The sequence below is a fragment of the Roseateles sp. genome, from assembly GCF_039595595.1.
In the GTDB taxonomy this organism is placed as follows: domain Bacteria; phylum Pseudomonadota; class Gammaproteobacteria; order Burkholderiales; family Burkholderiaceae_C; genus Roseateles.
This window is the reverse complement of sequence record NZ_JBCNLG010000013.1, coordinates 61,789-84,203: the sequence shown is the minus strand read 5'-3', so window position 1 is coordinate 84,203 and position 22,415 is coordinate 61,789. Positions and strand designations below refer to the sequence as shown.

The 22,415-nt window shown below is 67.7% G+C and carries 21 protein-coding genes; 3 read left to right on the top strand and 18 right to left on the bottom strand.

The genetic code is table 11. The annotated features are described in order from the left end of the window. Window positions 1–79 precede the first annotated feature (79 nt). The 12 genes from ABDW61_RS16380 to tadA all read right to left on the bottom strand — a co-directional run bounded on the left by ABDW61_RS16380 (window position 80) and on the right by tadA (window position 15,695). A complete protein-coding gene (locus ABDW61_RS16380) occupies window positions 80–511 on the bottom strand; it encodes a biopolymer transporter ExbD (RefSeq protein ID WP_343640137.1) in 432 nt (143 codons plus the stop codon). 12 nt (window positions 512–523) lie between these two features. Next, window positions 524–952: a biopolymer transporter ExbD gene (locus tag ABDW61_RS16375; RefSeq protein WP_343640136.1), complete on the bottom strand. Its 429-nt coding sequence runs from the start codon at window positions 950–952 to the stop codon at window positions 524–526. A 25-nt stretch (window positions 953–977) separates the two neighbouring features. After that, the gene (locus ABDW61_RS16370) at window positions 978–1,832 is read right to left on the bottom strand and encodes a MotA/TolQ/ExbB proton channel family protein (protein ID WP_343640135.1); all 855 of its coding nucleotides are present in this window, start codon (window positions 1,830–1,832) and stop codon (window positions 978–980) included. 101 nt (window positions 1,833–1,933) lie between these two features. Further along, window positions 1,934–2,572, bottom strand: coding sequence for a hypothetical protein (locus tag ABDW61_RS16365; RefSeq protein ID WP_343640134.1), 639 nt, complete (start codon window positions 2,570–2,572; stop codon window positions 1,934–1,936). Between the two features lie 576 nt (window positions 2,573–3,148). Further along, window positions 3,149–3,850: a 2OG-Fe(II) oxygenase family protein gene (locus ABDW61_RS16360; RefSeq protein ID WP_343640133.1), complete on the bottom strand. Its 702-nt coding sequence runs from the start codon at window positions 3,848–3,850 to the stop codon at window positions 3,149–3,151. Window positions 3,851–3,958: 108 nt separating this feature from the next. Continuing rightward, window positions 3,959–6,643 carry a TonB-dependent receptor gene (locus ABDW61_RS16355; protein ID WP_343640131.1) on the bottom strand — a complete coding sequence of 895 codons (2,685 nt, stop codon included), beginning with the start codon at window positions 6,641–6,643 and terminating at the stop codon, window positions 3,959–3,961. Window positions 6,644–7,175: 532 nt separating this feature from the next. Next, window positions 7,176–9,101 carry an ABC transporter ATP-binding protein gene (locus ABDW61_RS16350; protein ID WP_343640129.1) on the bottom strand — a complete coding sequence of 642 codons (1,926 nt, stop codon included), beginning with the start codon at window positions 9,099–9,101 and terminating at the stop codon, window positions 7,176–7,178. Between the two features lie 10 nt (window positions 9,102–9,111). Further along, entirely contained in the window at window positions 9,112–10,557 is a 1,446-nt protein-coding gene (locus ABDW61_RS16345) for an ABC transporter permease (RefSeq protein WP_343640128.1), read from the bottom strand. 34 nt (window positions 10,558–10,591) lie between these two features. Next, the gene (locus tag ABDW61_RS16340) at window positions 10,592–11,575 is read right to left on the bottom strand and encodes an ABC transporter permease (protein WP_343640126.1); all 984 of its coding nucleotides are present in this window, start codon (window positions 11,573–11,575) and stop codon (window positions 10,592–10,594) included. Next, window positions 11,575–13,899, bottom strand: coding sequence for an ABC transporter substrate-binding protein (locus ABDW61_RS16335; protein WP_343640124.1), 2,325 nt, complete (start codon window positions 13,897–13,899; stop codon window positions 11,575–11,577). Before ABDW61_RS16335 ends, ABDW61_RS16340 begins: the two co-directional genes overlap by 1 nt. Before the next feature lie 135 nt (window positions 13,900–14,034). Next, window positions 14,035–15,042: an LD-carboxypeptidase gene (locus tag ABDW61_RS16330; protein WP_343640122.1), complete on the bottom strand. Its 1,008-nt coding sequence runs from the start codon at window positions 15,040–15,042 to the stop codon at window positions 14,035–14,037. Continuing rightward, entirely contained in the window at window positions 15,039–15,695 is a 657-nt protein-coding gene (tadA, locus tag ABDW61_RS16325; RefSeq protein WP_343640121.1) for a tRNA adenosine(34) deaminase TadA, read from the bottom strand. Before tadA ends, ABDW61_RS16330 begins: the two co-directional genes overlap by 4 nt. A gap of 48 nt (window positions 15,696–15,743) precedes the next feature. On the opposite strand from tadA, the gene ABDW61_RS16320 reads away from it, so the two are divergent. After that, a complete protein-coding gene (locus tag ABDW61_RS16320) occupies window positions 15,744–16,883 on the top strand; it encodes a DUF72 domain-containing protein (RefSeq protein ID WP_343640119.1) in 1,140 nt (379 codons plus the stop codon). Between the two features lie 27 nt (window positions 16,884–16,910). Here ABDW61_RS16320 and ABDW61_RS16315 read toward each other — a convergent pair whose 3' ends face one another. The 4 genes from ABDW61_RS16315 to ABDW61_RS16300 all read right to left on the bottom strand — a co-directional run bounded on the left by ABDW61_RS16315 (window position 16,911) and on the right by ABDW61_RS16300 (window position 18,499). Continuing rightward, complete coding sequence (locus ABDW61_RS16315) at window positions 16,911–17,465, bottom strand: 2'-5' RNA ligase family protein (protein WP_343640117.1); 555 nt, start codon at window positions 17,463–17,465, stop codon at window positions 16,911–16,913. After that, window positions 17,462–17,686, bottom strand: a complete 225-nt coding sequence (locus ABDW61_RS16310; protein WP_343640116.1) for a hypothetical protein — start codon at window positions 17,684–17,686, stop codon at window positions 17,462–17,464. The genes ABDW61_RS16315 and ABDW61_RS16310 overlap by 4 nt, the downstream gene beginning before the upstream one ends. Before the next feature lie 73 nt (window positions 17,687–17,759). Beyond that, entirely contained in the window at window positions 17,760–18,107 is a 348-nt protein-coding gene (locus ABDW61_RS16305) for a hypothetical protein (protein WP_343640115.1), read from the bottom strand. 5 nt (window positions 18,108–18,112) lie between these two features. Next, complete coding sequence (locus ABDW61_RS16300; protein WP_343640113.1) at window positions 18,113–18,499, bottom strand: NIPSNAP family protein; 387 nt, start codon at window positions 18,497–18,499, stop codon at window positions 18,113–18,115. A 246-nt stretch (window positions 18,500–18,745) separates the two neighbouring features. On the opposite strand from ABDW61_RS16300, the gene ABDW61_RS16295 reads away from it, so the two are divergent. Together ABDW61_RS16295 and ABDW61_RS16290 are read left to right on the top strand one after the other, a co-directional pair. Further along, window positions 18,746–18,961: an AbrB/MazE/SpoVT family DNA-binding domain-containing protein gene (locus ABDW61_RS16295; RefSeq protein WP_343640111.1), complete on the top strand. Its 216-nt coding sequence runs from the start codon at window positions 18,746–18,748 to the stop codon at window positions 18,959–18,961. Beyond that, window positions 18,948–19,451: a type II toxin-antitoxin system VapC family toxin gene (locus tag ABDW61_RS16290; protein WP_343640218.1), complete on the top strand. Its 504-nt coding sequence runs from the start codon at window positions 18,948–18,950 to the stop codon at window positions 19,449–19,451. The genes ABDW61_RS16295 and ABDW61_RS16290 overlap by 14 nt, the downstream gene beginning before the upstream one ends. A gap of 48 nt (window positions 19,452–19,499) precedes the next feature. On the opposite strand, the gene guaA is transcribed toward ABDW61_RS16290, so the two are convergent. Both guaA and ABDW61_RS16280 read right to left on the bottom strand, forming a co-directional pair. Beyond that, the gene (gene guaA, locus ABDW61_RS16285) at window positions 19,500–21,104 is read right to left on the bottom strand and encodes a glutamine-hydrolyzing GMP synthase (RefSeq protein WP_343640109.1); all 1,605 of its coding nucleotides are present in this window, start codon (window positions 21,102–21,104) and stop codon (window positions 19,500–19,502) included. Between the two features lie 2 nt (window positions 21,105–21,106). After that, window positions 21,107–22,414 carry an MFS transporter gene (locus ABDW61_RS16280; protein WP_343640107.1) on the bottom strand — a complete coding sequence of 436 codons (1,308 nt, stop codon included), beginning with the start codon at window positions 22,412–22,414 and terminating at the stop codon, window positions 21,107–21,109. Window position 22,415: the final 1 nt, after the last annotated feature.

The window sequence follows — 22,415 nt, the reverse complement described above, 5'->3', positions numbered from 1 at the left end:
TGCTCTCCTACGAAGAAAAACGCGCCACCCTCGCGGGCAGCGCGTTTCGTTCAGACATCGATCAGACGGCCATCCGGTCTCAGTTCAGGAACTGCTCGTTCCCGACCATCGCCATCTTCTTGACGCCGAGGCGCTGCGCCGACGCCATCACGTTGGCGACATAGCCGTACTCGGCCAGCTTGTTCGGCTTGATGTGCACTTCCGGCTGGTCCGGCGTCGCCGCCACCTCGGCCATCTTGGCCTCGAGGGCCGCGTGGTTCGGCACCGCATTGCCATCCCAGAACACCGTGCCGTCGAAGTCGATCGCCACTTCGTGGACGACCGGATCCTGCGGCGGCGGGTTGTTGTTGGGCGGCGGCATGTCCAGGTTGACCGAGTGCAGCTGGATCGGGATGGTGATGATCAGCATCACCAGCAGCACCAGCATCACGTCGATCAGCGGCGTCGTGTTGACGTCCAGCATGGTTTCGGGATCGTCACCACCGCTGGAGCTTCCGACATTCATACCCATTCTTCAGCTCCTTCAGCCACCACGAGCCGGCGGCTCGGTGACGAACTTGATGGACATGATGCCCGCGCGCTGGCACGCGACCATCACCTTGCCCACGTTCTCGTAGCGCGACTTCTCGTCGCCACGGATGTGGACTTCCGGCTGAGGATTCAGAACCGCCACCTTCTTCAGGCGCGTGACCAGCGTTTCCGTATCCGGAATCGGCTGCACGCCCCAGTAGATGTCGCCATCCTTGGTCACCGCGATCTCGATGTTTTCCGGCTTGGTGACGCGGACGACGTTCGTCTCCTTCGGCAGGGTCACCCCCACCGATTGCGTCACCACCGGCACGGTGATCAGGAAGATGATCAGGAGCACCAGCATCACGTCCACCAGGGGCGTGGTGTTGATGGTCGAGACCACCTCGTCGTCGCCACCGGACGAACCTACGTTCATCCCCATATTGCGTCTCCGGGACTGCTGTGGATTAGCGGCCGGCGACCTTGCGGCTGCCCATCAGGACGCCGTGCAGGTCAGCAGCGAAGGCACGGACCTGGCCCATCACCGACTTGTTGCGGTTGACCAGCCAGTTGTAGCCCAGCACGGCCGGAACGGCCACGCCCAGACCGATCGCGGTCATGATCAGCGCGGCGCCGACGGGGCCGGCGACCTTGTCGATCGAAGCCTGGCCGGCGACGCCGATCTGGGTCAGCGCCTGCAGGATGCCCCACACGGTACCGAACAGGCCGATGAAGGGGCTGGTCGAGCCGACGGTGGCCAGGAAGCCCAGGCCGCCTTGCAGGCGCGAGTTCACTTCGCCGACGGCGCGGTCGATGTTCATCGTGACCCAGGTGTTGTGGTCGATGTTCTCGGTCAGGGCGCCTTCGTGGTGGTCCGAAGCTTCCACGCCGGTCTGGGCGATGAAGCGGAACGCGCCGGTCTCGCTCAGGCTCTTGATGCCTTCCTGCAGGGAGGCCTTCTTGAAGAACGAGGCGCGGACTTCCTTGGCTTCACGGGCGATCTTGGAGGTGTCCCACAGCTTCGTGAACAGGATGTACCAGGAGCCCATGGACATGATGCCCAGGATCACCAGCACGGCCTGGTCGACGACGTTGCCGTGGGCGACGATGTTGCCCAGGCTGTAGGGGTTGTCGACCGGCTTGGCGGCGGGCGCTTCGGCAACGGCGGCGGGAGCGATGTCGGCAGCAGGAGCGGGGGCGGTGTCGGCGGCGGAAGCGGCGGCCGAGGCAGCCTGATCCTGCGCTTGGGCGGCCAGCGGGGACACGGCCAGGGTCGCGGCGCACGCGAGGGCCGCAAACAAGGCAGACAGACGAGAGATCATGGAGTTAGCTCCTACGCAAAAAGTCTTGAACTCAGGTTGAGAGGGCGGGGCGCGGTGCTGCGCCCCGTATTCGATCGACCGCGGGCGGATCGGCCCGCGGATCATTCCATGTTGAACACGAATTCCTGTTCGAGGACCGCGTCCGTGCACTGGTAGTCGGCGAGCGCGGCCTGGATGGCGCTCTTGAGCGCGCGCTCGGCCTTGCGGTCGTTGGCGCCGCGCAGCGTCGCGAAGGCCACGTCGACCACCTTGCCGCCCTTGACGGTGAAGGTCGCCTTGTAGCTCGCGGTGCCGCTCCAGTTGAGGGCCGGCATCTCGGGCTTGGCCATCTTGGAGCAGTTGCCGATCGCCGACTTCGGACGGTCCGACGGCGGCGCCGGGGGCGCGGGCGCGGCGGCCGGCGGAGCCGGACGGAATTCCTGGGCCGGCGGCGGCGTCGTCGACTGCACCGCCACGGCGGGGGTCGGCGGCGGCGGCGCCGTCACCACCACTTCCGGCGGCGGCACGAACGGCGGCGGCGGGGCCTTGATGTCCGGGGGCGGCGGCACGACCTTCTCTGGAGGAGGAGGCGGCTTGACCTTTTCCTCGACGACCTTGACGTCGATCGGACCCTTCACCGCCTCCTTGATCTTCGTCGCCAGGCCGCTGGCCAGGGCGCCGATGATCAGGACGTGGACCAAGACGACGAGGCCGAAGCCCGTCAGGCGCGAGGAACCGCCTTTATCCTGCGCAAAGTTCATGCGCGCTCCTTCATCAAACTGCGAATTTCTTTCATCGAAGCTACAAGGGGAGTTCGACTCAACACAGCGTCTGGTCGGATCAGGCGTTCGCGCCGCAACCTGGGGTCAGCAGCGCCTGTCTTGCCGGCTGTGCGAGCGACGGATGCAGCTGGTGCCATAACGCCGGAGCGCCGCGGACCGCCGACCCGCCGAATGCAGGATGGACACACGAAGACTCGAAAACCCAGGGCACGATACGAACCCGACTCAACAAAAATGCCCGTCAGCTTGTGGCCGCGGGCGTCTCAAGGATCGGTCAAGAAAATGTAGCAAAACTACAGATTTCAACCACCTTTCACGACCTTGATCATAAACGACATGCACAAGCCGCAAGCCATGGGGTTTGCCCCAGCATGCGGGCATCGCCCATCGCACGGATCACCGGGAGTTACAGCGGACGCAACAGCCGGAGGTCATGAAAGCAGTCCTGGTATTCTACTGGTATGACCTTTCCCGCCGGTCCGTGGCAGCCTAGGGCTAACCCGCAAGCGGGCGCCGAGATGGTTACAGGGCGAACGCAGCAAGCGCCGTGCCCGCTCAGGCCGCGATCAGCCAGCCGGTGATCGCCTGGCGCTCCGCCATGGCGAATGGCGGCACATAAGAGACGAAATGTCGCTGCGGCACCGTGAACAGCGACAGTGAATTGAAGTGGGGGAAGAAGGTGTCCAGCACCGACCCGTCCTCGGCGGTGAAATGCAGCATCCCGCCCCAGTCCGGACGCCAGCGCCGCGTGAGGTTGATCACATAGGCGATGCGGCGGTCCTCGCGGTCCACATGGTCATCATGGGTGGTCAGGAAGTTACCGCGCGAGTACATCGTCGCCTGCGCGTAGACGCCGTTGATCGAGGCATCGCCGCTGAGTTCGCGCATGCGTGACAGGAAGTCCTCCCCCGCCATCCAGCGCATGAAACGCGCGAGCAGATCGGAGCGGCCGTCCTGCACCGCCTTCACCATCGAGTCCGAGAAAAACGAGAACTGGAAGTGCTCGCGCGCCACGGCGAGGATCCCTTCCGTCAGCTGCATGCGCTGCTGCGGCGTGAGCGCGCGCAATTGGGGGCCGGTCAGCCGCTGGTCGCCCTGCGGGTCGCGGTAGACCAGTTCCCAGTCGATCGCCTGCAGCGCGCGGTCGAGCGCGTCGGCGACCTCGGGGATGAAGAAATCGCGGATCAGCACCCTCCCCTCGGTCCGCAGCGTGCGGCCCAGGGCGGTGAAGTCCAGTGCGGGGTTCAGATAGTCCATGGTCGTGCGGCGGGCCGCGTTCAGCCTGAGGGGGTCCGGAAGCGGAAGCAGGCCCCGAAGGGCCTGCTGGGAGTCCGGGTCCGGACGCTAATCTAAGTCAGATCAGCTTCAGAAGCGGTAGTTGCCGCGGACGTAGAAGGAGCGCTGCTGGACCGCCGCGTAGGTCGGGTCGAAGCCCACCTGGAAGTAGTCCTGCTGGTTCGTCACCGGCGGCTTCTTGTCGAACAGGTTGCGGATGCCGGCCGTGATGGTCACGCCCTTGATGCCGCGGTACTGGCCCTGGACGTCGAACAGGTCATACGCCTTGACGTGCGCCACCTCGTCGTAGTCCTCGTAGCCGTTCTGGCGGAAGTAGCGCAGCGAGGCGCCCCAGTTGCCCTTGTCCCAGTCCAGCGTGAAGGTCTGCTTCAGCTTCACGACCGGGCCGCCCAGGTTGTACTTGCCCAGGTTGTCGCGGGTCGTGCCGGTGCCCACGATCGACTCCTCGCTCTTGGTCAGCAGCGTGGCTTCCCAGCCCGGCGTGAACGCGCCGTAGTCGGTGCGGATGCGGGCGCGGGCGCTGAAGTCGAAGCCGGCGGTGCGCAGCTTGCCGACGTTCTCCCACGAGGCGCGGACGTAGTTCAGGTAGCCCGTGGCCGGATCGACGACCAGGCGGTCGGCGAAGATCGACGTGCTCGTGAACGTGCCCGGCACCTGGTGCTTGTACCAGTCACGCAGGATGTCATCGCCCGACAGAAAGCGCAGGCCGTTGGTGATCTTCATGTCGAAGTAATCGACGCTGAGCGTGGTGTCCTTGATCATCTCGAACACCAGGCCCAGGGTGAAGGTCTTGGACTTCTCCGGCTCCAGGTTGCGGTTGCTGTTCTGCTGCACCGTCAGCTGCGTGTCGCAGTAGTTGGTGTTGGGGAACCCGGTGCAGCCCTTCACGCGGTCGTAGTTGGGGTCGGTGAAGTTGCCGCCCGTGTTCGTGAACGACGACGGCGCGAACAGGTTGTCCAGCGCCGGGGCGCGGAAGCCCTTGCCGGCCGACGCGCGGAACAGCAGGCCGGTCATCGGCGTGAACTTGACCGACAGCTTGGGGCTGGTGGCGGACAGGTCCTTGGTGTCGAAGGAACCGTCGCGCGAGCCGCCGTGCGTGCTGCTGTACTTGTCGTAGCGCACCGCCGCGTTGATCTCGACGCTCTTGAGCACCGGGAAGTTGGCTTCACCGAACAGGCCGCTCACGTCGCGGTTGGCTTCGACGCGGCCGGCCGTGCCGTTGCCGCCCACCACGTCGCCGGAGCCGGCGATGTCGGAGTAGCCGTCCAGGTACTTTTCCTTGCGGAACTCACCGCCGAAGGCGACGCCCAGGTTGCCGGCGCCCACGTTGAACAGCTCGCGCGACAGCGTGAAGTCGCCGCCGGTGTTGCTGGTCTTGGACTTGCGGTTGTTGCCCGAGAGCTCGGCGCTCTTGAGCGTGGCCAGGCCGACGGCGTCGTTCGGGCCCCACGGGTTGATCAGGCCGGTCTTGAGCGCCTGCACCAGGCGGGCGTCGGAGTAGTTGCCGCTGATGAAGTCCTCGCGGGCCTTGCCCTCGGCGTAGACGAAGGCGGCCTTGTAGTCGAAGCCGCCCATCGTGCCTTCGGCGCCCAGCACGGTGCGGGTCACCTGGTTGGTCACCTGCGTGCGGCGCTGGCCGCCGTCCACCATGCGCCACGACAGCACCAGGTCGCCGCGGTAGCCCGGCGACACCGCGTCCACGGCGGCGGTCGGGTAGTACTTGCCGCCGCCCGGGTACAGGTAGTCCGGCTTGCCGGTCGTCGTCGACGGGGTCTGCGACGAGCCCAGGATGATCTCGTTGCGGCTGTAGGCCACTTCGGCGAACAGCGTGTTGTCCTGGTTCACCGCGAGCGTGCCCTTGACCAATGCGCCGTAGCGGTCGGACTCGGGGATCAGGTCGATGAAGTGGGTGAAGTCGTAGCGGCAGTTGCGCGCGCCGGCATAGGAGTAAGGCGGCGCGCAGTTCGGGAAGCCGGCGGCGCCGGGCACGTACTGGCCGGTCGTGGCGAGGAACGCGTTGGCCGGGAAGGTATTGCCCGAGTCCTTCACCACGCCGATGTCGGGACGGTTGCCGGTGGATGCGTAGGAGCGGTCCGCCGCGCGGATCGCGTCGTACTTCTGGTAGTTCAGCGTACCCAGCAGGTTCCAGCCGTCCTTGCCCAGGTCGCCGACGCCGCCGCCGGCGGCCAGCGAGAAGACGTCGCCCACGCTGCCGCGCGGCATCTCCAGGCCGACGGAGATGTCGCCGCCCTGCAGGTCCTTGCGGGTGATGAAGTTCATGACGCCGCCGATGGCGTCGGAGCCGTAGGTCGCCGAAGCGCCGTCACGCAGCACCTCGATGCGCTCGATCGCGGCCAGCGGGATCGAGTTCAGGTCCACGCCCTGGCCGGAGAACGGATACACCGGCAGGCGGCGGCCGTTCAGCAGCACCAGCGTGCGTCCGCGGCCCAGGCCGCGCAGCGACGCGCCGACCTGGCCGTTGGCCGAGCCGTCGCCGATGGACTGACCCAGCGCCAGGCCGCCGCCGTTGTTGTAGCTCAGGCGGTCGACCAGTTCCTGCACGTTGGACGCGCCGGACTTGTTGATCGATTCGCGGCTGATGACGCTCACTGGCAGCGAGGTTTCGGCGTCGATGCGCTTGATCGACGTGCCGGTGATTTCCACGCGGTCCAGCTGCTGCTGGGCGGCCACTGGCAGCGCCGCGGCGCCGAGCGCCAGCAGGGCTGCCAGATTGATGCTCTTGCGTTTGAACATGAAGACTCCTTAAGACCAGAAACACAGTTGTTGTGTCCCCGGGAACACGGGCGGCCGGGATATCGGCCAGTGCCCTCCGAGCGGTGTTCCCGGGATGGGGCCGAGGCAGTTTCTTTTCCGGTTTGAAAACGAATCCCCGTAATCACCCTATGGGCGGCGGCCGGAGCCACTTCTGGACGCCATTTCGCGGGTAAACACCAAAGGGCGGACATCGCTCCGCGTTGCGGCCGCGCGACGCGCGCTGAACGCCCGAAAACTTCGGTTCTCGCTTGTAAAAGCCTGTAAGCGGCACCTATTTCAAACATCCGCATTACCAATCGCCCGGCCGGCCATTCGTCACGCACTGCGTCCGTGCGAAAAGGCGATCAACAGGACGTTTGCGCCCCATCGAGTTCGGTCAACGGGGTTTCCGTTGCTTGAAGGAATGTCACTGCGCTCCAGGATGGTGCGTGGGTTTCGAAACGTCTGTTTCGGGCAGAAAAAAGGGTCGCGACGCGACCCTTTGGGGAATGGAAACGGAGTTGAAAAAAGGTCAGGCGGGCGTGCGCCGCTCCACGCGCGGGACGGCGGCCAGCAGGGTGCGAGTGTAGTCCTGGGCCGGTTGGCCGAGCACCGTGTCGCAGGGTCCGGACTCGACGATGCGGCCGGCCTGCATGACGGCGACCTCGTCGGCGATGTATTCGACGACGCCGATGTTGTGTGTGATGAACAGGAAGGACAGGCCGCGGCTGCGCTGGAGTTCGCGCAGCAGGTTCAGGATCTGCGCCTGGACGGACACGTCGAGCGCGGAGGTCGGTTCGTCGCAGACGATCAGGCGGGGCTCCACGGCGAGTGCGCGGGCGATGGCGATGCGTTGGCGCTGGCCGCCGGAGAACTCGTGGGGGAAGCGGGCGAGTGCGTCGCGGCGCAGGCCGACCTGGTCGACGAGGTCGTGCAGCAGTGCGATGCGTGCGGGTCCGTCGAGTTCGGGCCGTAGCGCGAGCAGGCCTTCCTCGAGCACTTCCTGGACGCGCAGCCGCGGGTTCAGTGAGGCGAAGGGGTCCTGGAAGATGATCTGGACTTGGCGGCGTGCCTCGCGCAGCGGGTCTCCGTCGAGCTGGAAGAGGTCTCTGGGCGCCCCGCCCTGCCCTTGGGGCGGATGGAGCAAAGCCTGGCCCTCGATGACGGCGGTGCGTCGCAGGAGCTGGACGATGGCTTTGCCGGAGGTGGTTTTTCCGCAGCCGGACTCGCCGACGAGGGCGAGCGTGCGTCCTGCCTCGATGGCATAGGAGACGCCATCCACTGCGTCGAACCAGCGTTTGATCCCGCCGAACATTCCGCGCCCCAACGGATACCGCACACGCAGGTCCTTGACCTCGAGGAGCAATGATGGCGACTGCTCGGCGCCGGCGGTGCCGGTGCCCCTCCGAGCGAACCCTGACCGAAGGGAAGACTGTGAGCGCGGAGGGGCACCGGCACCGCCGGCGCTCTCCGTCAAGTCCACGGTCTCCCTGGGATCTGTATAGAGCAAGCACCTCACCTCATGCGCTGCGACGTCTCCAGAGACGGGCTGCAGCGCTGGCGGCGTGCTTGCGCAATGGACCATGGCCCGGTCGCATCGAGGTGCGAAGCGGCACCCCTTGAAGTGTTGCCAAAGCGGCGGCACGGTTCCGGGGATGGCGGCCAGCGGTTCCCCGCGGCGCTGCGCATCCGGCAGCGCGCGAAGCAGCAGCCGCGCATAAGGGTGTTTCGGCGCGCTGAAGAACTCGTCGGCTGGCGCGACCTCGACGATCTGTCCCGCGTACATCAGGGCGACTTGATGGGCCATCCCGGACACCACGCCCAGGTCGTGGGTGATGAGCAGCAGTCCGAGGCCGCGTTCGCGCTGCAGGTCCTTGAGCAACTCCAGGATCTGGGCCTGGATGGTGACGTCGAGCGCGGTGGTGGGTTCGTCGGCGATCAGGAAGTCGGGTTCCGCGGCCAGCGTCATCGCGATCATGATGCGCTGCTTCTGTCCGCCGGAGAGGCGGAACGGGTACTCGTCGATGCGGCGTTCGGGCTCTGGGATGCCAACGCGGCGCAGCCAGTCGACGGCCTTCTTGCGAGCGGCCTCGCCGCGCAGCGGCGTGTGGGCCTGGATGGCCTCGACGATCTGGTCGCCGACCTTCATCACTGGATTGAGGCTGGTGCCTGGCTCCTGGAAGATCATCCCGATGCGTCCGCCGCGCACGTCGCGCATGCGGGCCTCGCTCAGGTCGAAGAGGTCCTGGCCGTCGAGCTCGAGCCGGCCGCCGGCGATGCGGCCGTTGTCGGGCAGCAGCCGCATCAGCGCCAGCGCGGTCATGCTCTTGCCGCAGCCGGACTCGCCCACCAGCGCGAAGGTGCGTCCTTGCGCCAGTGTGAGCCGCATCCCGTCGATGGCCCGCACCAGGCCGGCGTCGGCGTCCAGGTGCACGTGGAGGTCGTCGATCTTCAGCATCTGGCGCTCCTCAGGCCTGGGCGTTCTTCTTCTTGAGCGACAGCACCTGCGGCCGCAGCTTGCGCGCGCGAGGGTCGAAGGCATCGCGCACGCCGTCGGCGAACAGGTTGGCGGCCAGCACCAGGCTCACCATGAAGCCGAAGGCCGCGACGAAGCTCCACCACACCACCGGGTCGCGGCTCATCTCCGAGCGGGCCAGGTTGATCATGCCGCCGAAGCTGTTCATGCCCGGGTCCACGCCTACGCCGACGTAGGTCAACACGGCCTCGTAGAGGATGAGGTCGGAGAAGTTGAGCACCAGCGAGATCAGCACCAGGTGCATCACGTTGGGCACGATGTGGCGGACCATGATCGTCGTGTCGCGCACGCCGAAGGCGGTCGCGGCCTGCACGAAGTCGGCCTCGCGCAGCTTGAGCGTCTCGCCGCGCACCAGCCGGCACAGCGTCGCCCAGCCCGTCACGCCCAGGATCACGCAGAGCAGGAAGATCTTGAGGTCGGCGCGTTCGGCGCCGGTTTCGAAGGCCTCCGGGTGCTTGTCCAGGAAGACCTGCACCATCAGCACGCAGGCGGCGATCAGCAGCACGTTCGGGACCGAGGTCAGCACCGTGTAGAAGTACTGGATCAGCTCGTCCACCCAGCCCTTGAGGTAGCCGGCGAGGATGCCCAGCACCAGCGCGAAAGGCAGCGTCGCCAGCGTCGACAGCGCGCCGATCACGAAGGCGGTGCGGATGCTCTTGAGCGCCTGGTAGAGCACGTCGTTGCCGGTCTGGTCGGTGCCGAAGACGTGGTAGTGGCCCATCAGCGCGATCGTCGGGCCCGCCAGCAGCGCGATGACCGACAGCGTCCCCAGCGCCGCGCGCCACGGGTAGTGCGTGCGGTCGGCCAGCAGGTCCTTCAGGCCCTGGCGGAAGCCGCCGTGATGCGGCGCCAGCGCCGCCGCCATCGCCAGCGCGATCAGCGCTGACGCCAGGGCGCCCAGCGCCAGGCCGGTCAGCGCGCGCCGCGTCACGTCGCCGGACCAGTCGCGCGCCGGATCCTGCAGATGCGCGCCGCCGAAGGCCAGGCGCGGGAACTCGCGCACGATCTCGCTGCCGTGGGCGACGCTGTCCAGCGTGAAGCCCTGATAGGCCAGCGGCGCGGAGTAGCTGGTCTCGCGCATCTCGATCTGGCGCGCCAGCAGCAGGTCCAGGACCGATTCGGTGCGGGTCTCGTAGAACTGCTGGCCGGCCGGGCTGTCCGCCAGCGCGCGCCGGAAGTGCAGGCTGTCCAGCGCCGTGAGGCCCAGGAACAGCGCCAGCACCACGCCGGCGCTGAGCGCGGCCGGATCGCGCAGCACGCGCTGCCAGTTCGCGCGCAGATGCGGGCGCCGGATCAGCCGCGCGATGTAGAACACCAGCGCCGCGAACATCGCCCACAGCGCCACGTCGGTCCAGAGGATGACGACCTTGAATCCCATGTCGAATCTCTTGTCGGATCGGCGCGAGGCCGCGTCAGGTCAGCCGCACGCGCGGATCGACCCAGGTGTAGACCACGTCGATCAGCGCGTTGCTCGCGATGTAGAGCACCGCGCCCAGGAACACCATGGTGCGCACGATGGCGAAGTCCTGGCCGGTGATCGCATCGATGACGAAGGCGCCCAGACCCGGGATGCCGAAGAAGCTCTCGAACACCAGGCTGCCCAGGAACACGTAGGGCAGATAGGCGCCCGCGCTCGTGATGATCGGGATCAGCGCGTTGCGCAGCACATGGCGCATCAGCACCACCGGCTCCGACAGGCCCTTGGCGCGGGCGGTGCGGACGTAGTCCTTGCCGACCTCCTCGAGCAGCATCGCGCGGTACAGGCGGGCCTCGCCGCCCAGCCGCGACAGCAGCGACAGCGCGATCGGCAGCGCCAGGAACTTGAGCGCGTCCAGGCCCGGCTCGTAGCCGTTGATCGGCACCAGGCGCAGCACCCGCGAGAAGAAGAACTGTCCGACGATGATGTAGAAGAGGCTGGAGATCGACAGCATCAGCACGCACAGCACGACGCCCCAGAAGTCGATGCGCGAGTTGCGGAAGAAGGTCAGCAGCAGCGCGAAGGCGACGCTGATGATCAGCTGCAACACGAAGATCGGCACCGCGAGCTGCAGGCTCACGCCCATGCGGGTCTTGATCTCGTGGCCGATGTCGACGGCCTGGCGCGCGTCGGAGCGGCCGAACTCCAGCAGCATCAGCGACACCGAGCGTTCCCAGAACACCGTGTGCGTGAGCCGCTGGGCGCCTTGGCGCGACGCGTCCCAGTACAGCGGCTTGTCGTAGCCGCGCTCGGCCTTCCACTTGTCGATCTGCACCTGCGAGACGCGCTTGCCGCCGATGTTCAGGCGCGCCATGTCATCGGGCGTGTTGACGGTGAAGAACAGGAAGAAGGTCAGCAGGTTCACGCCGACCAGGATGGCCAGCCCGTAGGCCAGCCGCCGTGCGAGGTACTTGAGCATCAGTCGGCGCCGCGCGGGGCGTTCTCTGCGGGGATGGCCGCGGCGGTGCCGCGCGCCGTGGCGGTCTCGCGCAGGCGGAAGCTGCGGCGCGTGGTCCAGGCGATCACGCCGGCGCCGATCACCAGCACCAGCAGCGGCCACCACACCGGGCGGTTCCACTCGCCCTGCAACTGCGCGCGGCGCGCCGGATCGATGCGGTAGAAGCGCACCGGATCGCGGATCACGATGCTGGGCTTGCCGTTGTGCACCCAGCTCTGATACGCCTGCCCGGTCCAGGCCCAGTAGCCGAAGGCCCAGGGCGCGTCCTGCTGCGTGATCGCCACCATGCGGTCGATCACCTGCTGCTTCTGCGGCCCGTCGTCCAGCACCTGCACCTGCTTGAACAGGCGGTCGAACTCGGCGTTCTCGTAGTTGCCCGAGTTCTCGCCCTCATGCAGCGACTTGCTGTTCGGGCCGTAGAGCAGGAACAGGAAGTTCTCGGCGTCCGGATAGTCCGCGAACCAGCCCCACCAGAAGACCTGGTGCTTGCCCTGGCGGACCTTTTCCTGGAACTGGTTGTAGTCGGTGGCGCGCACGTCGAGCTGGATACCCAGCTTGGCGAACTGCTTCACCAGCCAGTCGTTCTCGGCCTTCACCTCGGGCGTGACGGTGCGCATGAAGTCGTAGTTCAGCACCAGCGGCTGGCCGGTCTTCGCGTCGCGGCCATCGGGGTAGCCGGCTTCGGCCAGCAGCTGCTTCGCGTCCTCGAGCGGACGGCGCTCGATCCTGCCGTTCACGAGCCGGTGCGTGACCGGATTGAAGAAGCCCGGCTGCGCCTCGCGCGAGCCGAACACGCCCGGCGGCACCGGCCCGTAAGCGGTGACGCCGCCGCGGTTCTTGAAGATGCGGCCGTAGCCCTCCTCCCAGTCGATCGCGATGGACAGCGCCTGGCGCAGCTTGCGGTGGCGGGCATCGTCCTCGGGCGTTGCGCCCTTGCCGATCACCGGATCCAGCATGTTGAAGCCGAGGTACCAGTTGTTGGGATCGGTCGAGCGCGGGAACATGAAGCCGCGCTTGTTGAAGAAGGCCTCGGTCTCGGCGGAGTCGCTGGCGTCGGCGTAGAACTCGACGCCCCAGTCGCCGCGCTCCAGGTCGGGAATGTCGAGGTAGCCCTGCTTGAACATCTCCTTGCGCGGCACCCGCTCCTTGATCAGCGTGGCGACGATCCTGTCGATGAAGGGCATCGGTTTGCCGCAGTCGGCCAGGCGGCCCGCCGGTCCGTCGTCGGGCATGCCCTCGCAGGGGTACAGGTCGTCCTTGCGGTAGTTCGGGTTGCGCGACATCACATGGCGGCGGTCCTGCTGGTACTCCGTCATCATGTAAGGCCCGGTGCCCACCGGCCACTGGTTCCACGACAGGCCGTGCTCGGCCATGCCGGGCTGGGCGTAGAACAGGTCCACCTCCCACGGGATCGGCGCCATGAAGGTCGTCGACATCCAGTACGACCATTGCGGGTACTTGCCCTTGATGCGCACGCGCAGCAGGTGCTTGTCGACCGCCTCGGCACCAGCCAGCGGCCAGCGGCGGAAGTCCAGGAACGGCTTGTCGGGCGAGTTCTCCGGCAGGCCCTTGAGCAGCTTGGCGTTCTCCTCGCGGATCAGCGCGCCGTACTCCTTCAGGCCCAGCACGTGCTCGGAGAACAGGCCGAAGATCGGCGCCTCGACGCGGGTGGTGGCGTGGCGCTTGAGCGCGAACACGAAGTCCGCGGCCTCGAGCTCACGCGTGCCCTGATGCTCGAACTGCCACGGCGAGCGCTTGTCGCCGAGGTCCTTGGCCGTGAGGTGGTGATAGAGGTAGTGGCCCTGCGCGTCCTTGGCGAAGGCGGGGCTGGGCGCGTACATCACGCCGGGGCGGATCGGCACGTCGTAGACGCTGAGGGCGATCTGCTCGGCGGGCGCGTCGTCGGGCAGGCGCTTGCCGGCGGCGTCCAGGTAGTAGGGCTTGATCACTGCCGCGGCCGCGCGCGGAATCAGCGCGTAGGGCCGCTTCAGGTAGTGGTAGCCGTAGAGCGGCTCGGTGATCTGGTAGGTGTAGACCGACTCGGGCGCCGTGTAGGACGCGGTCGGATCGAGGTAGCGCGGCGAGCGTTCGTCGAAGGACAGGTAGAGCGTGTTGTCCTTGGCCGCGCCGGCCGGATAAGGGCTGTTGTTGCAGGCCGCGAGCAGCGCCGCGGCGAGCAGTCCCGCGCTCAGCCGCGCGATCCGGCGCGCCAGGGGTGCCCACGCTCCGCGCCAGCCTCCAGCCGCGTGCAGCGACGCGTTCCACAGCCCCGACGACATCGTCATCCTTCCAAAAAGCAAACGCCGCATCGTCCGGATGCGGCATTGCCAGATTGTTGCCAAGGCCGGGCCTCTCGTGGGGGCCGGCCGATGCCGGGGCGCATCATAGCGGCCCCGTTCGCCGCCCGCGCGTGACGACGGTCAGCGGTGATCGTGACCGTCGTGACCGCGATCGTGGGCGTGATCGTGGCCGTGAGGAGCGTCGTCATGGCCGTGCGCATGATCGTGGTCGTGCCCCGGGCCGACATGGCCCCAGGCGACGATCACGTCGCGGCCCTCGACCATCATCTCGGCCTTCGCGCCGACCGGCAGGCAGACCTTGGTCGGCACGTGCCCGAAGGGCAGCCCGGTGAGGATGGGCACCTTGACGCGCTCGCGCAGCGCCTGGACACAGCTCTTCATCGAATAGCCGCGATCCAGTGGCGACTTCTTCCAGCCGCTGAAGCTGCCCAGGATGACCGCCTTCTGCGCGTCGAGCACGCCGGCCTGCCACAGCTGCAGCAGCATGCGCTCGACGCGGTAGGGATGCTCGTTGACGTCCTCCAGGAACAGGAGGCCGCCCTTGATCTTCGGGAAGTGGGGCGTGCCCAGCAGCGAGCACAGCACCGCGAGATTGCCGCCCCACAGCGTGCCGCGCGCCTCGACGCCGTCCAGGCCCGCTTCGGTGCGGAAGCCGATGGCCTCGAGCGAGCCGTCCATCGCCTCGAGGAAGCAGTCGCGCGTGATCTCGTCGACGCCGCCGTCGGCCTCAGCGCGGCCGAAGTCATCGCAGGCGATCGGACCGGCCCAACTGGTCTGCTTCGTGTGGGCCAGCAGCGCCAGTTGCAGCGCGGTGACATCGCTGAGGCCGACCCAGCGGGTGCCGCGCTCCACGCTGCGCGCCATCAACGCCCAGTCGATGCGGTCGAGCAGCCGCGTCAGGCCGTAGCCGCCGCGCGTGGCCAGCGCCACCGAGGGCGCCGCCTCGGCGACGCGGTGCAGCGCGGCCAGGCGCGTGTCGTCGTCGCCGGCGAAGCGCTGATGCTTCGCCAGCGCGGTCTCGTCGATCGTCACGTCGAAGCCGAGCGCCGTCAGCCGCTTGGCCGCGCGCTTGAGCGGCTGCGATTGGGCCAGGACGCCGGAAGGGGTGTAGAGGGTCAGGGAGCTCATCGCTGCGGGTCGTCCTGCGGGGGATCGACATTCAAGGGGAGGTAGTGCGCGTCGCCGACCGGGATCTCGGGGAACTCCTGGACCTCGGGCAGCGCGGCCATTGCGGCCAGGCCGTCGGCCTCCAGGCCCGGTGTCTGCCCGCCGGCGCGGCGGCGCGCATCGCGGGCCTGGCGCGCGGCCTCGCGGCGCTCGGCGAAGAATTCGCGCAGCAGCTTCGCGGAGGCCTCGGCCAGCACGCCGCCGTGCAGCGCGGTGTGGTGGTTCAGCTGCTTCTGCGCGAACAGGTCCAGCACCGAGCCCGCGACCCCGGTCTTCGGATCGGGCGCCGCGAAGACCACGCGCTTGAGCCGCGCATGCATCATCGCCATCGCGCACATCGCGCAGGGCTCCAGGGTCACGTAGAGCTCGCACTCGGGCAGCCGGTAGTTGCCCAGCAGTTGCGCGGCGTGGCGCAGCGCGACGATCTCGGCGTGGGCGGTCGGGTCGTGCGTCGTGATCGGGCGGTTGTAGCCGGTGGCGATCACCTGGCCGGCGCGCATGATGACGGCGCCGACGGGCACCTCGCCGACGAGCCAGGCGTTCTGGGCCTGATCGAGGGCAAGCCGCATCGCGTAGTCGTCGGCGGGAAGGATCGGGGGGGACTCGGTGGTCATGGCGGAGCTCGCGCGGCAGTGTAGCCGCGCCCGCTATGCTGCCGCCCCATGGAACAGGCGCATGACGCTCATCAGGACGACCTCTTCGGCGAGTTGCTGCCGGCGCAGCCGGCGCCCTCCACCGCCGGGCGGGATGAAGATGCCGACGGCCATGACGGCCGCGAGCTCGACCGCGACGAAGATGCCGACGGCGATGCCGCGGCGGCCGGGCCCGGACCGAAGCGCCGCCGCGCCGGCATCCAGCCGCAGCCGGTGGACGAGTCGCAGATCGCGCTGGCGGCCGCGCTGTCGCCGCGGATCCGGCTCGGCACCTCGTCGTGGAGCTATCCGGGCTGGCAAGGCATCGTCTGGGCGGGCCGGCATGGCGAGTCCAACTTGTCGCGCAACGGCCTGAACGCCTATGCGCAGCAGCCGCTGCACCGCGCGGTGAGCATCGACCGCGGCTTCTACCAATCGCTCACCGCCAGCCAGTACGAGCGCTACGCGCAGCAGGTGCCGGAGGACTTCCGTTTCACGGTCAAGGCGCCCAGCGTGATCACCGATGCGCAGGTGCGCGCGGAGGACGGGCGCGGCCGTCAGGCCAACACGGCCTTCCTCGATCCGCGGCTCGCGATCCAGGAATTCCTCGAGCCGGCGATGGAGGGACTGGGCGCGCGCATCGGCGCGCTGGTGTTCCAGCTCAGCCCCTTGCCGCTGGCGATGCTGGACCGGATGCCCGAGCAGCTCGACCGGCTGCACGCGATGCTGACCACCCTGCCCTCGCTGCGCGATGTCGCGCCCGAGGCGGTCGTGGCGGTCGAGGTCCGTGATCCGGAATGGCTGACGCCGGACTTCGTCGCGGTGCTGAAGGAGACCGGCACGCGCTACTGCCTCGGCCTGCATCCGAAGCTGCCGCCCATCCAGGAGCAGTTGCCGCTGCTGCGGGCGATGTGGCCCGGGCCGCTGGTCTGTCGCTGGAACCTGCACCGCATTCATGGCCCCTTCGGCTACGAGGACGCGGAGAAGAAGTACGGCGAGTACGCCGAGATGATGGATCCCGATCCGCAGACGCGCGCCGTGCTGGCGAAGGTGATCCGCGCGACGGCGGACGCGGGTCATCCGGTCTACGTGACGGTGTCGAATCACGCCGAGGGTTCGGCGCCGCTGAGCCTGCGCGCGCTGGCGCGGGAGATCGTCGATCCCGCCTGATCGCCGCGCGCCTGCCCCTTCGGGGCTTCAGGCCGCCAGCGGCCAGCGCGCCAGGTCGACGTGCGTCGACTGGCCCTGCAGGCTGTCCAGCAGCAGGAACTCGGTCGCGGTCCAGCCCGGGACGACGAAGGGTTGCGGCTCGACGGCGAAGTCGTCGTAGAACAGCGTCAGGTGCGGCGTGAAGTGCGGATCGGTCCGCAGGCAGGCGGCCTGGAGCCGCTCGCCGAGCGCGGCCCGCATCGCGCGCACGCCATCCAGGCGCGCGCCGCCGCTCAGCACGAGCGGCAGGTTGCGCGGCTTGCGCGTGAAGCTCAGCAACTGGTCGAAATCGACGCGGACCGGCCCCTGCCGCAGCGTGGCGGCGGCGTCTTCGGCGAGCCGGCGCACTTCGGCCATCGCCTGGGCCTGGTCGGTCTGGTCGTCATACCAGCCGAGGTGATGCAGCGTCACGTGCAGGCGCTCGGTGCGGGGAGGCCGCAGGCGCAGGCCGAAACGCCGTGCCACGTCGGCGGAGACCTCGCTCAGTCTCGCCGCGGTGGCCGGGTCGGGCCGCAGGCAGAAGAAGAGCGCGTGAACGGTCATTGGCTGTCGGCGCCCGAGGCGCGCTGCTCGCCTTGCTTCATGAGGTCCTGGACCTGGCGGCCGACGGCCTCGGGCTGCGGCAAGGCCGGCGCGGCCGAGCCCGGCGCCGCGGCGGAGGCCGCCGGCGCGCGAGGCTTCATCGCCTCCATCTGCTTCTTCGCGCTGAGCATCACGATCGTCAGCACGATCACGAGGGCGAGGATGGAGAAGGCGCTGCGCATGGAGACGTCCGGAAAACGAAGGGATGGCCAGGAGCATAGCCACGCTGGCGCGGAATGCCCGCTCGCGCGGCCCTCAGCGCAGGACCGAGGCGACACTCGGTCGCAGCCGCAGGATCTGCGGCGCGCGCTCCTGGGCGTCGCGCCAGCGCGGCTCCAGCGCGCGCCAAGCGGGGGAATGGCGGCACGCGCTCCACTTGAGCGCCCAGTCGTCGGCATCGGCGGCACGCGTCATCCACATGAAGACCTTCTCGCCTTCGCGCACCGGCAGGCGCGGGAAGTTGTTGAGGGAACGCTCCGGGACGAAGCTGCCGATCACCGGCAGGCCGGCGGCCTCGATCACCGGCGTGAGCTCGCGCTCGAAGAAGGCCGCGAAGCCGTCCTCCGGATCGGCCGGGTCCTTCCACAGATGGCAGAGCTGCAAGGCGATCAGTCCCGGCGCGCGGCCGGGCGACGCGCGGCTGGCTTCGCGTGCGATGTCGATGCGTGCGGGCGACGACGCGCCGCCGGCGCCACGCAGCAACAGGAGTTGTCGTTGTCGACGAGCAGCGGATTCGCCTCGCCGCGGCGAGCCTGCCAGACCGGGCCCGTGTAGAACTCGGTCAGCGCGCGCTGGCGCGAGGCCATGTCGTCGAAGCCGCGGATCCAGACAAACCGGTCCTGGTCGTCGAGGTCGGCGAACTGCCCGTAGAGCCGCATGCCAACGGCCTCCTGCGAGTCGACGAAAGCCTCGTCGAAGAGCCGCATGAAGCGCTCGCGCTGGCCCTTGGCGATCTTGTACTGGCGCAGTTCGTAGATGGGGTGATCGTCGGCCATGGCGGTCTCCCGGATCGGGCGGTCGAAGTGATCGCGCGATTCTGGAGAGCGGCGCTGACATCGCGTGTCAGCAAGGGCCAAGCCCCTTCTCACGGCGATGGCGAACTTCAACGGCTCATGAGAGTCGGAGGGACGCAGGTCCTGGGCAATCACGGCATGCCGGCCACTCGTCGAGGTCGTGGTTCGAGGAGAACTGGAAGAGAAGAATCGGCGGCTCTTCACTTCACCGATCGCCACGGAGGACACATGCCCGCACCAACCGGAGAACTTTCTCCCCGCCACCGCATCGAATTACCGAAGGAACTTCGGGACACCCTCAAGTGGAAGTCCGGTCAAAAGCTGATGTTCATCCGCCGGGGCAACGGCATCTTCATCTGCCCGCACGTCACGCCGCAAGACCTCTTCGGGATTGCCAAGGGCGCCAATACGGAGGGATACCGTGATCGCAATGACCGCTACTAGCACGCATCCGGAGGTTCCGGGTAGTCAGATCGTGATTGATACGTCTGCGTGGATCGAGTGCTTCTCCCAAACCGCCCTGGGGCAACGGATTGCGTCTGTGCTCCCAGCCAGGGAACACTGCATCGTTCCGACAATCGTGCAGCTTGAACTCTCCAAATGGGCCTTGCGCGAACTGACGGAAGAAGAACGCGAGCGGCTCGAAGAATCGCTGGAAGACTGTCAAGTGGAACTGCTCGATTCCGAAACCGCAGCGCTCGCGGCAAGGGCCAATCTGGAACACAAGCTCGCGACTGCGGATGCGGTGATTTATGCCACTGCGCAGCGACTCGGCGCAGAAGTTCTCGCCTGCGACGCTCATTTCAAAAGCCTTCCGCTGGTCAGGCTTTTCGCCAAAGGAGCTGCGACAGGCAGTGCCGTTGCAGCGCCCGACACCACTGGGCGATGGGAGCGCTGGCCGACCGCGAAGCAGCTGACACCAACAGTGCAATAGCAGTAACCAACAAGGGCCCGTAGGGCCCTTGTTCATTGGGAGGAGCGATCATTCCCACTCGATCGTTGCCGGCGGCTTGCTGGAGACGTCGTAGGTCACGCGGTTGATGCCGCGCACCTCGTTGATGATCCGGCCCGAGCAGCGCTTGAGCAGGCTGTAGGGAAGCTCCGCCCAGTCCGCCGTCATGAAGTCGCTGGTTTGCACCGCGCGCAGCGCGACGACGTAGTCGTAGGTCCGGCCGTCGCCCATCACGCCCACGCTCTTCACCGGCAGGAACACCGTGAAAGCCTGGCTCGTCAGCTCGTACCAGGTCTTGCCCGTCGCCTCATCGCGCGTATTGCGCAGCTCCTCGATGAAGATCGCGTCGGCGCGGCGCAGCAGATCCGCGTACTCCTTCTTCACTTCGCCCAGGATCCGCACACCCAGGCCCGGGCCCGGGAAGGGATGGCGGTAGACCATCTCCGGCGGCAGGCCCAGCGCGACACCCAGCTCGCGGACCTCGTCCTTGAACAGCTCCCGCAGCGGCTCCAGCAGCTTCAGGCCCAGTTGCTCCGGCAGACCACCCACGTTGTGATGGCTCTTGATCGTCGTGGCCTTCTTCGTCTTGGTGCCACCGCTCTCCACCACGTCCGGGTAGATCGTGCCCTGCGCCAGGAAGGTCGCACCCTTGTGCCCTTGACCGCTGGCCTTGAGCTTCTCCGCCTCGGCCTTGAACACGTCGACGAACAGGCCGCCGATGATCTTGCGCTTGCGCTCCGGGTCGGTCACGCCCGCCAGTTGGCCGAGGAACAGCTCGCTCGCGTCGACACGGATCACCTTCGCGTGCAGCTTGCCCGCGAACATGTCCATGACCATGTCGCCTTCGTTCAGGCGCAGCAGGCCGTGATCGACGAACACGCAGGTCAGTTGGTCACCGATCGCGCGGTGGATCAGCGCCGCCGCCACCGACGAATCCACACCACCCGACAGGCCCAGGATCACTTCCTCGTCGCCGACCTGCTCGCGGATCTTCGCGACGGCCTCTTCGATGTAGTCACCCATGATCCAGTCGCCGCGGCAACCGCCGATGTCGCGCACGAAGCGCGTGATCATCGCGGCGCCCTGCACCGTGTGCGTCACCTCCGGGTGGAACTGGAACGCGTAGTAGCCCTTCTCCTCGTTGGCCATGCCGGCGATCGGGCAACTCGGCGTCGAGGCCATCAGCACGAAGCCCGGCGGCAGCGCGGTGACCTTGTCGCCGTGGCTCATCCAGACCTTCAGCATCCCGTGGCCCTCGGGCGTCGAGAAGTCCTGCACGCCGGCCAGCAGCTTGGTGTGGCCATGCGCGCGGACCTCGGCGTAGCCGAACTCGCGGTGATCGCTCCACTCGACCTTGCCGCCCAGCTGCACCGCCATCGTCTGCATGCCGTAGCAGATGCCCAGCACCGGCACGCCCAGGTCCCACACCGCCTGCGGCGCGCGCAGTTCGTGATCCTCGTAGGTCGACGCGTGGCTGCCCGACAGGATGATCGCCTTGGGCGCGAACGAGCGGATGAAATCGTCGCTGACGTCGTTGGGATGGATCTCGCAGTAGACGTGGGCTTCGCGCACGCGGCGCGCGATCAGCTGGGTCACCTGGGAGCCGAAGTCGAGGATGAGGACTTTGTCGTGCATGGTCAGCTTCTAGCGATGCTTGGGGATTCTTGGTGGGCCGCGGCGGCCTGTGCCGGCGGCCCCATGCTGAAGTGGCGCCACGCGAAGACCAACGAGGCCAGCTGCAGCAGCGCGCACAGATAGAACGGGGCGCCAAGGCGCCAGTCGGTTTTCGGCAGCTCCGCCACCAGCGCCATCAGGCCCAGGCCAGCGACAGGGGAGATCACCGCCATCAGGCTGTTGATCGCGGCGACCGCGCCCATGGTCTCGCCCTGCGTGCGGGCGTCGGCGGCGTTGGAGATCAGGCTCTGCATCGCCGGGGCCGCGGCGACCCCCGCGATGTTCAGGAAGATCGCCCCGACCATGATCCAGCCCTCGGTCGCCAGGCCCCAGACGACGTTCGTGATCACCGAGGTCACCAGCCCGATCAGCACCAGCCGGCGCGGTCCCAGCCAGCGCATCAACGGCTGCAGCAGCACACCCTGCACCAGCACCGACATCACGCCGACGGCGAACAGCGACAGGCCGTTCTCGCGCGGCCCCCAGCCGAACTTGTGCTGGTTGTAGAGGACCCAGCTCGTCTGGATCACGAGCTGCGCCAGGCCCGAGCAGGCGATCACGTAGATCAGCGGGCCCACGCCGCGCAGCGCCCGCAAGCGGCCCAGCGCCGCGACCGGATTGGCCTTGCGCCAGTCGAAGGGGCGGCGGTGCTCCGGCGCCAGCGATTCCGGCAGCACGAAGAAACCGTACAGCCAGTTGATCAGCGCCAGCGTGCCCGCGACATGGAACGGCAGGTGCAGGTCGATGCTGCCCAGCAGCCCGCCCATCACCGGCCCCAGGATGAAGCCCATGCCGAAGGCCGCGCCCAGCATCCCGAAGCGCTTGGCGCGGTCCGCGGGCGGGGTGATGTCGGCCACGTAGGCGTTGGCGACCGCGGCGTTGGCCTGCATCGCGCCGGAGAACAGCCGCACCACGACCAGCATCCACAGCGCGTCGGCCAGCGCCGTCACGAAGAAGCTGAGCGCCAGCCCGCTGAACCCGATCAGCATCACCTTGCGGCGGCCGAAGCGGTCGGACAGCCCGCCCAGGATGGGCGAGCCGAAGAAATTCGCGAGACCGAAGGCGAAGGCCACCGCCAGTTGCGCCAGCGTGTGCTCGGTCTCGCCGTGCGTGAAGGTTCCGACCAGCGGCGGCAGCACCGGGATGATCAGGCCGATCGACACCATGTCGATCAGCACCGCGATCAGGATGAACGACATGGCGGCCTTGCGGCCGCCATGCGTGGTCGAGGCTGCGACGGATGAGCCGTCGCGCTGCGCCGGGTCGGACAAG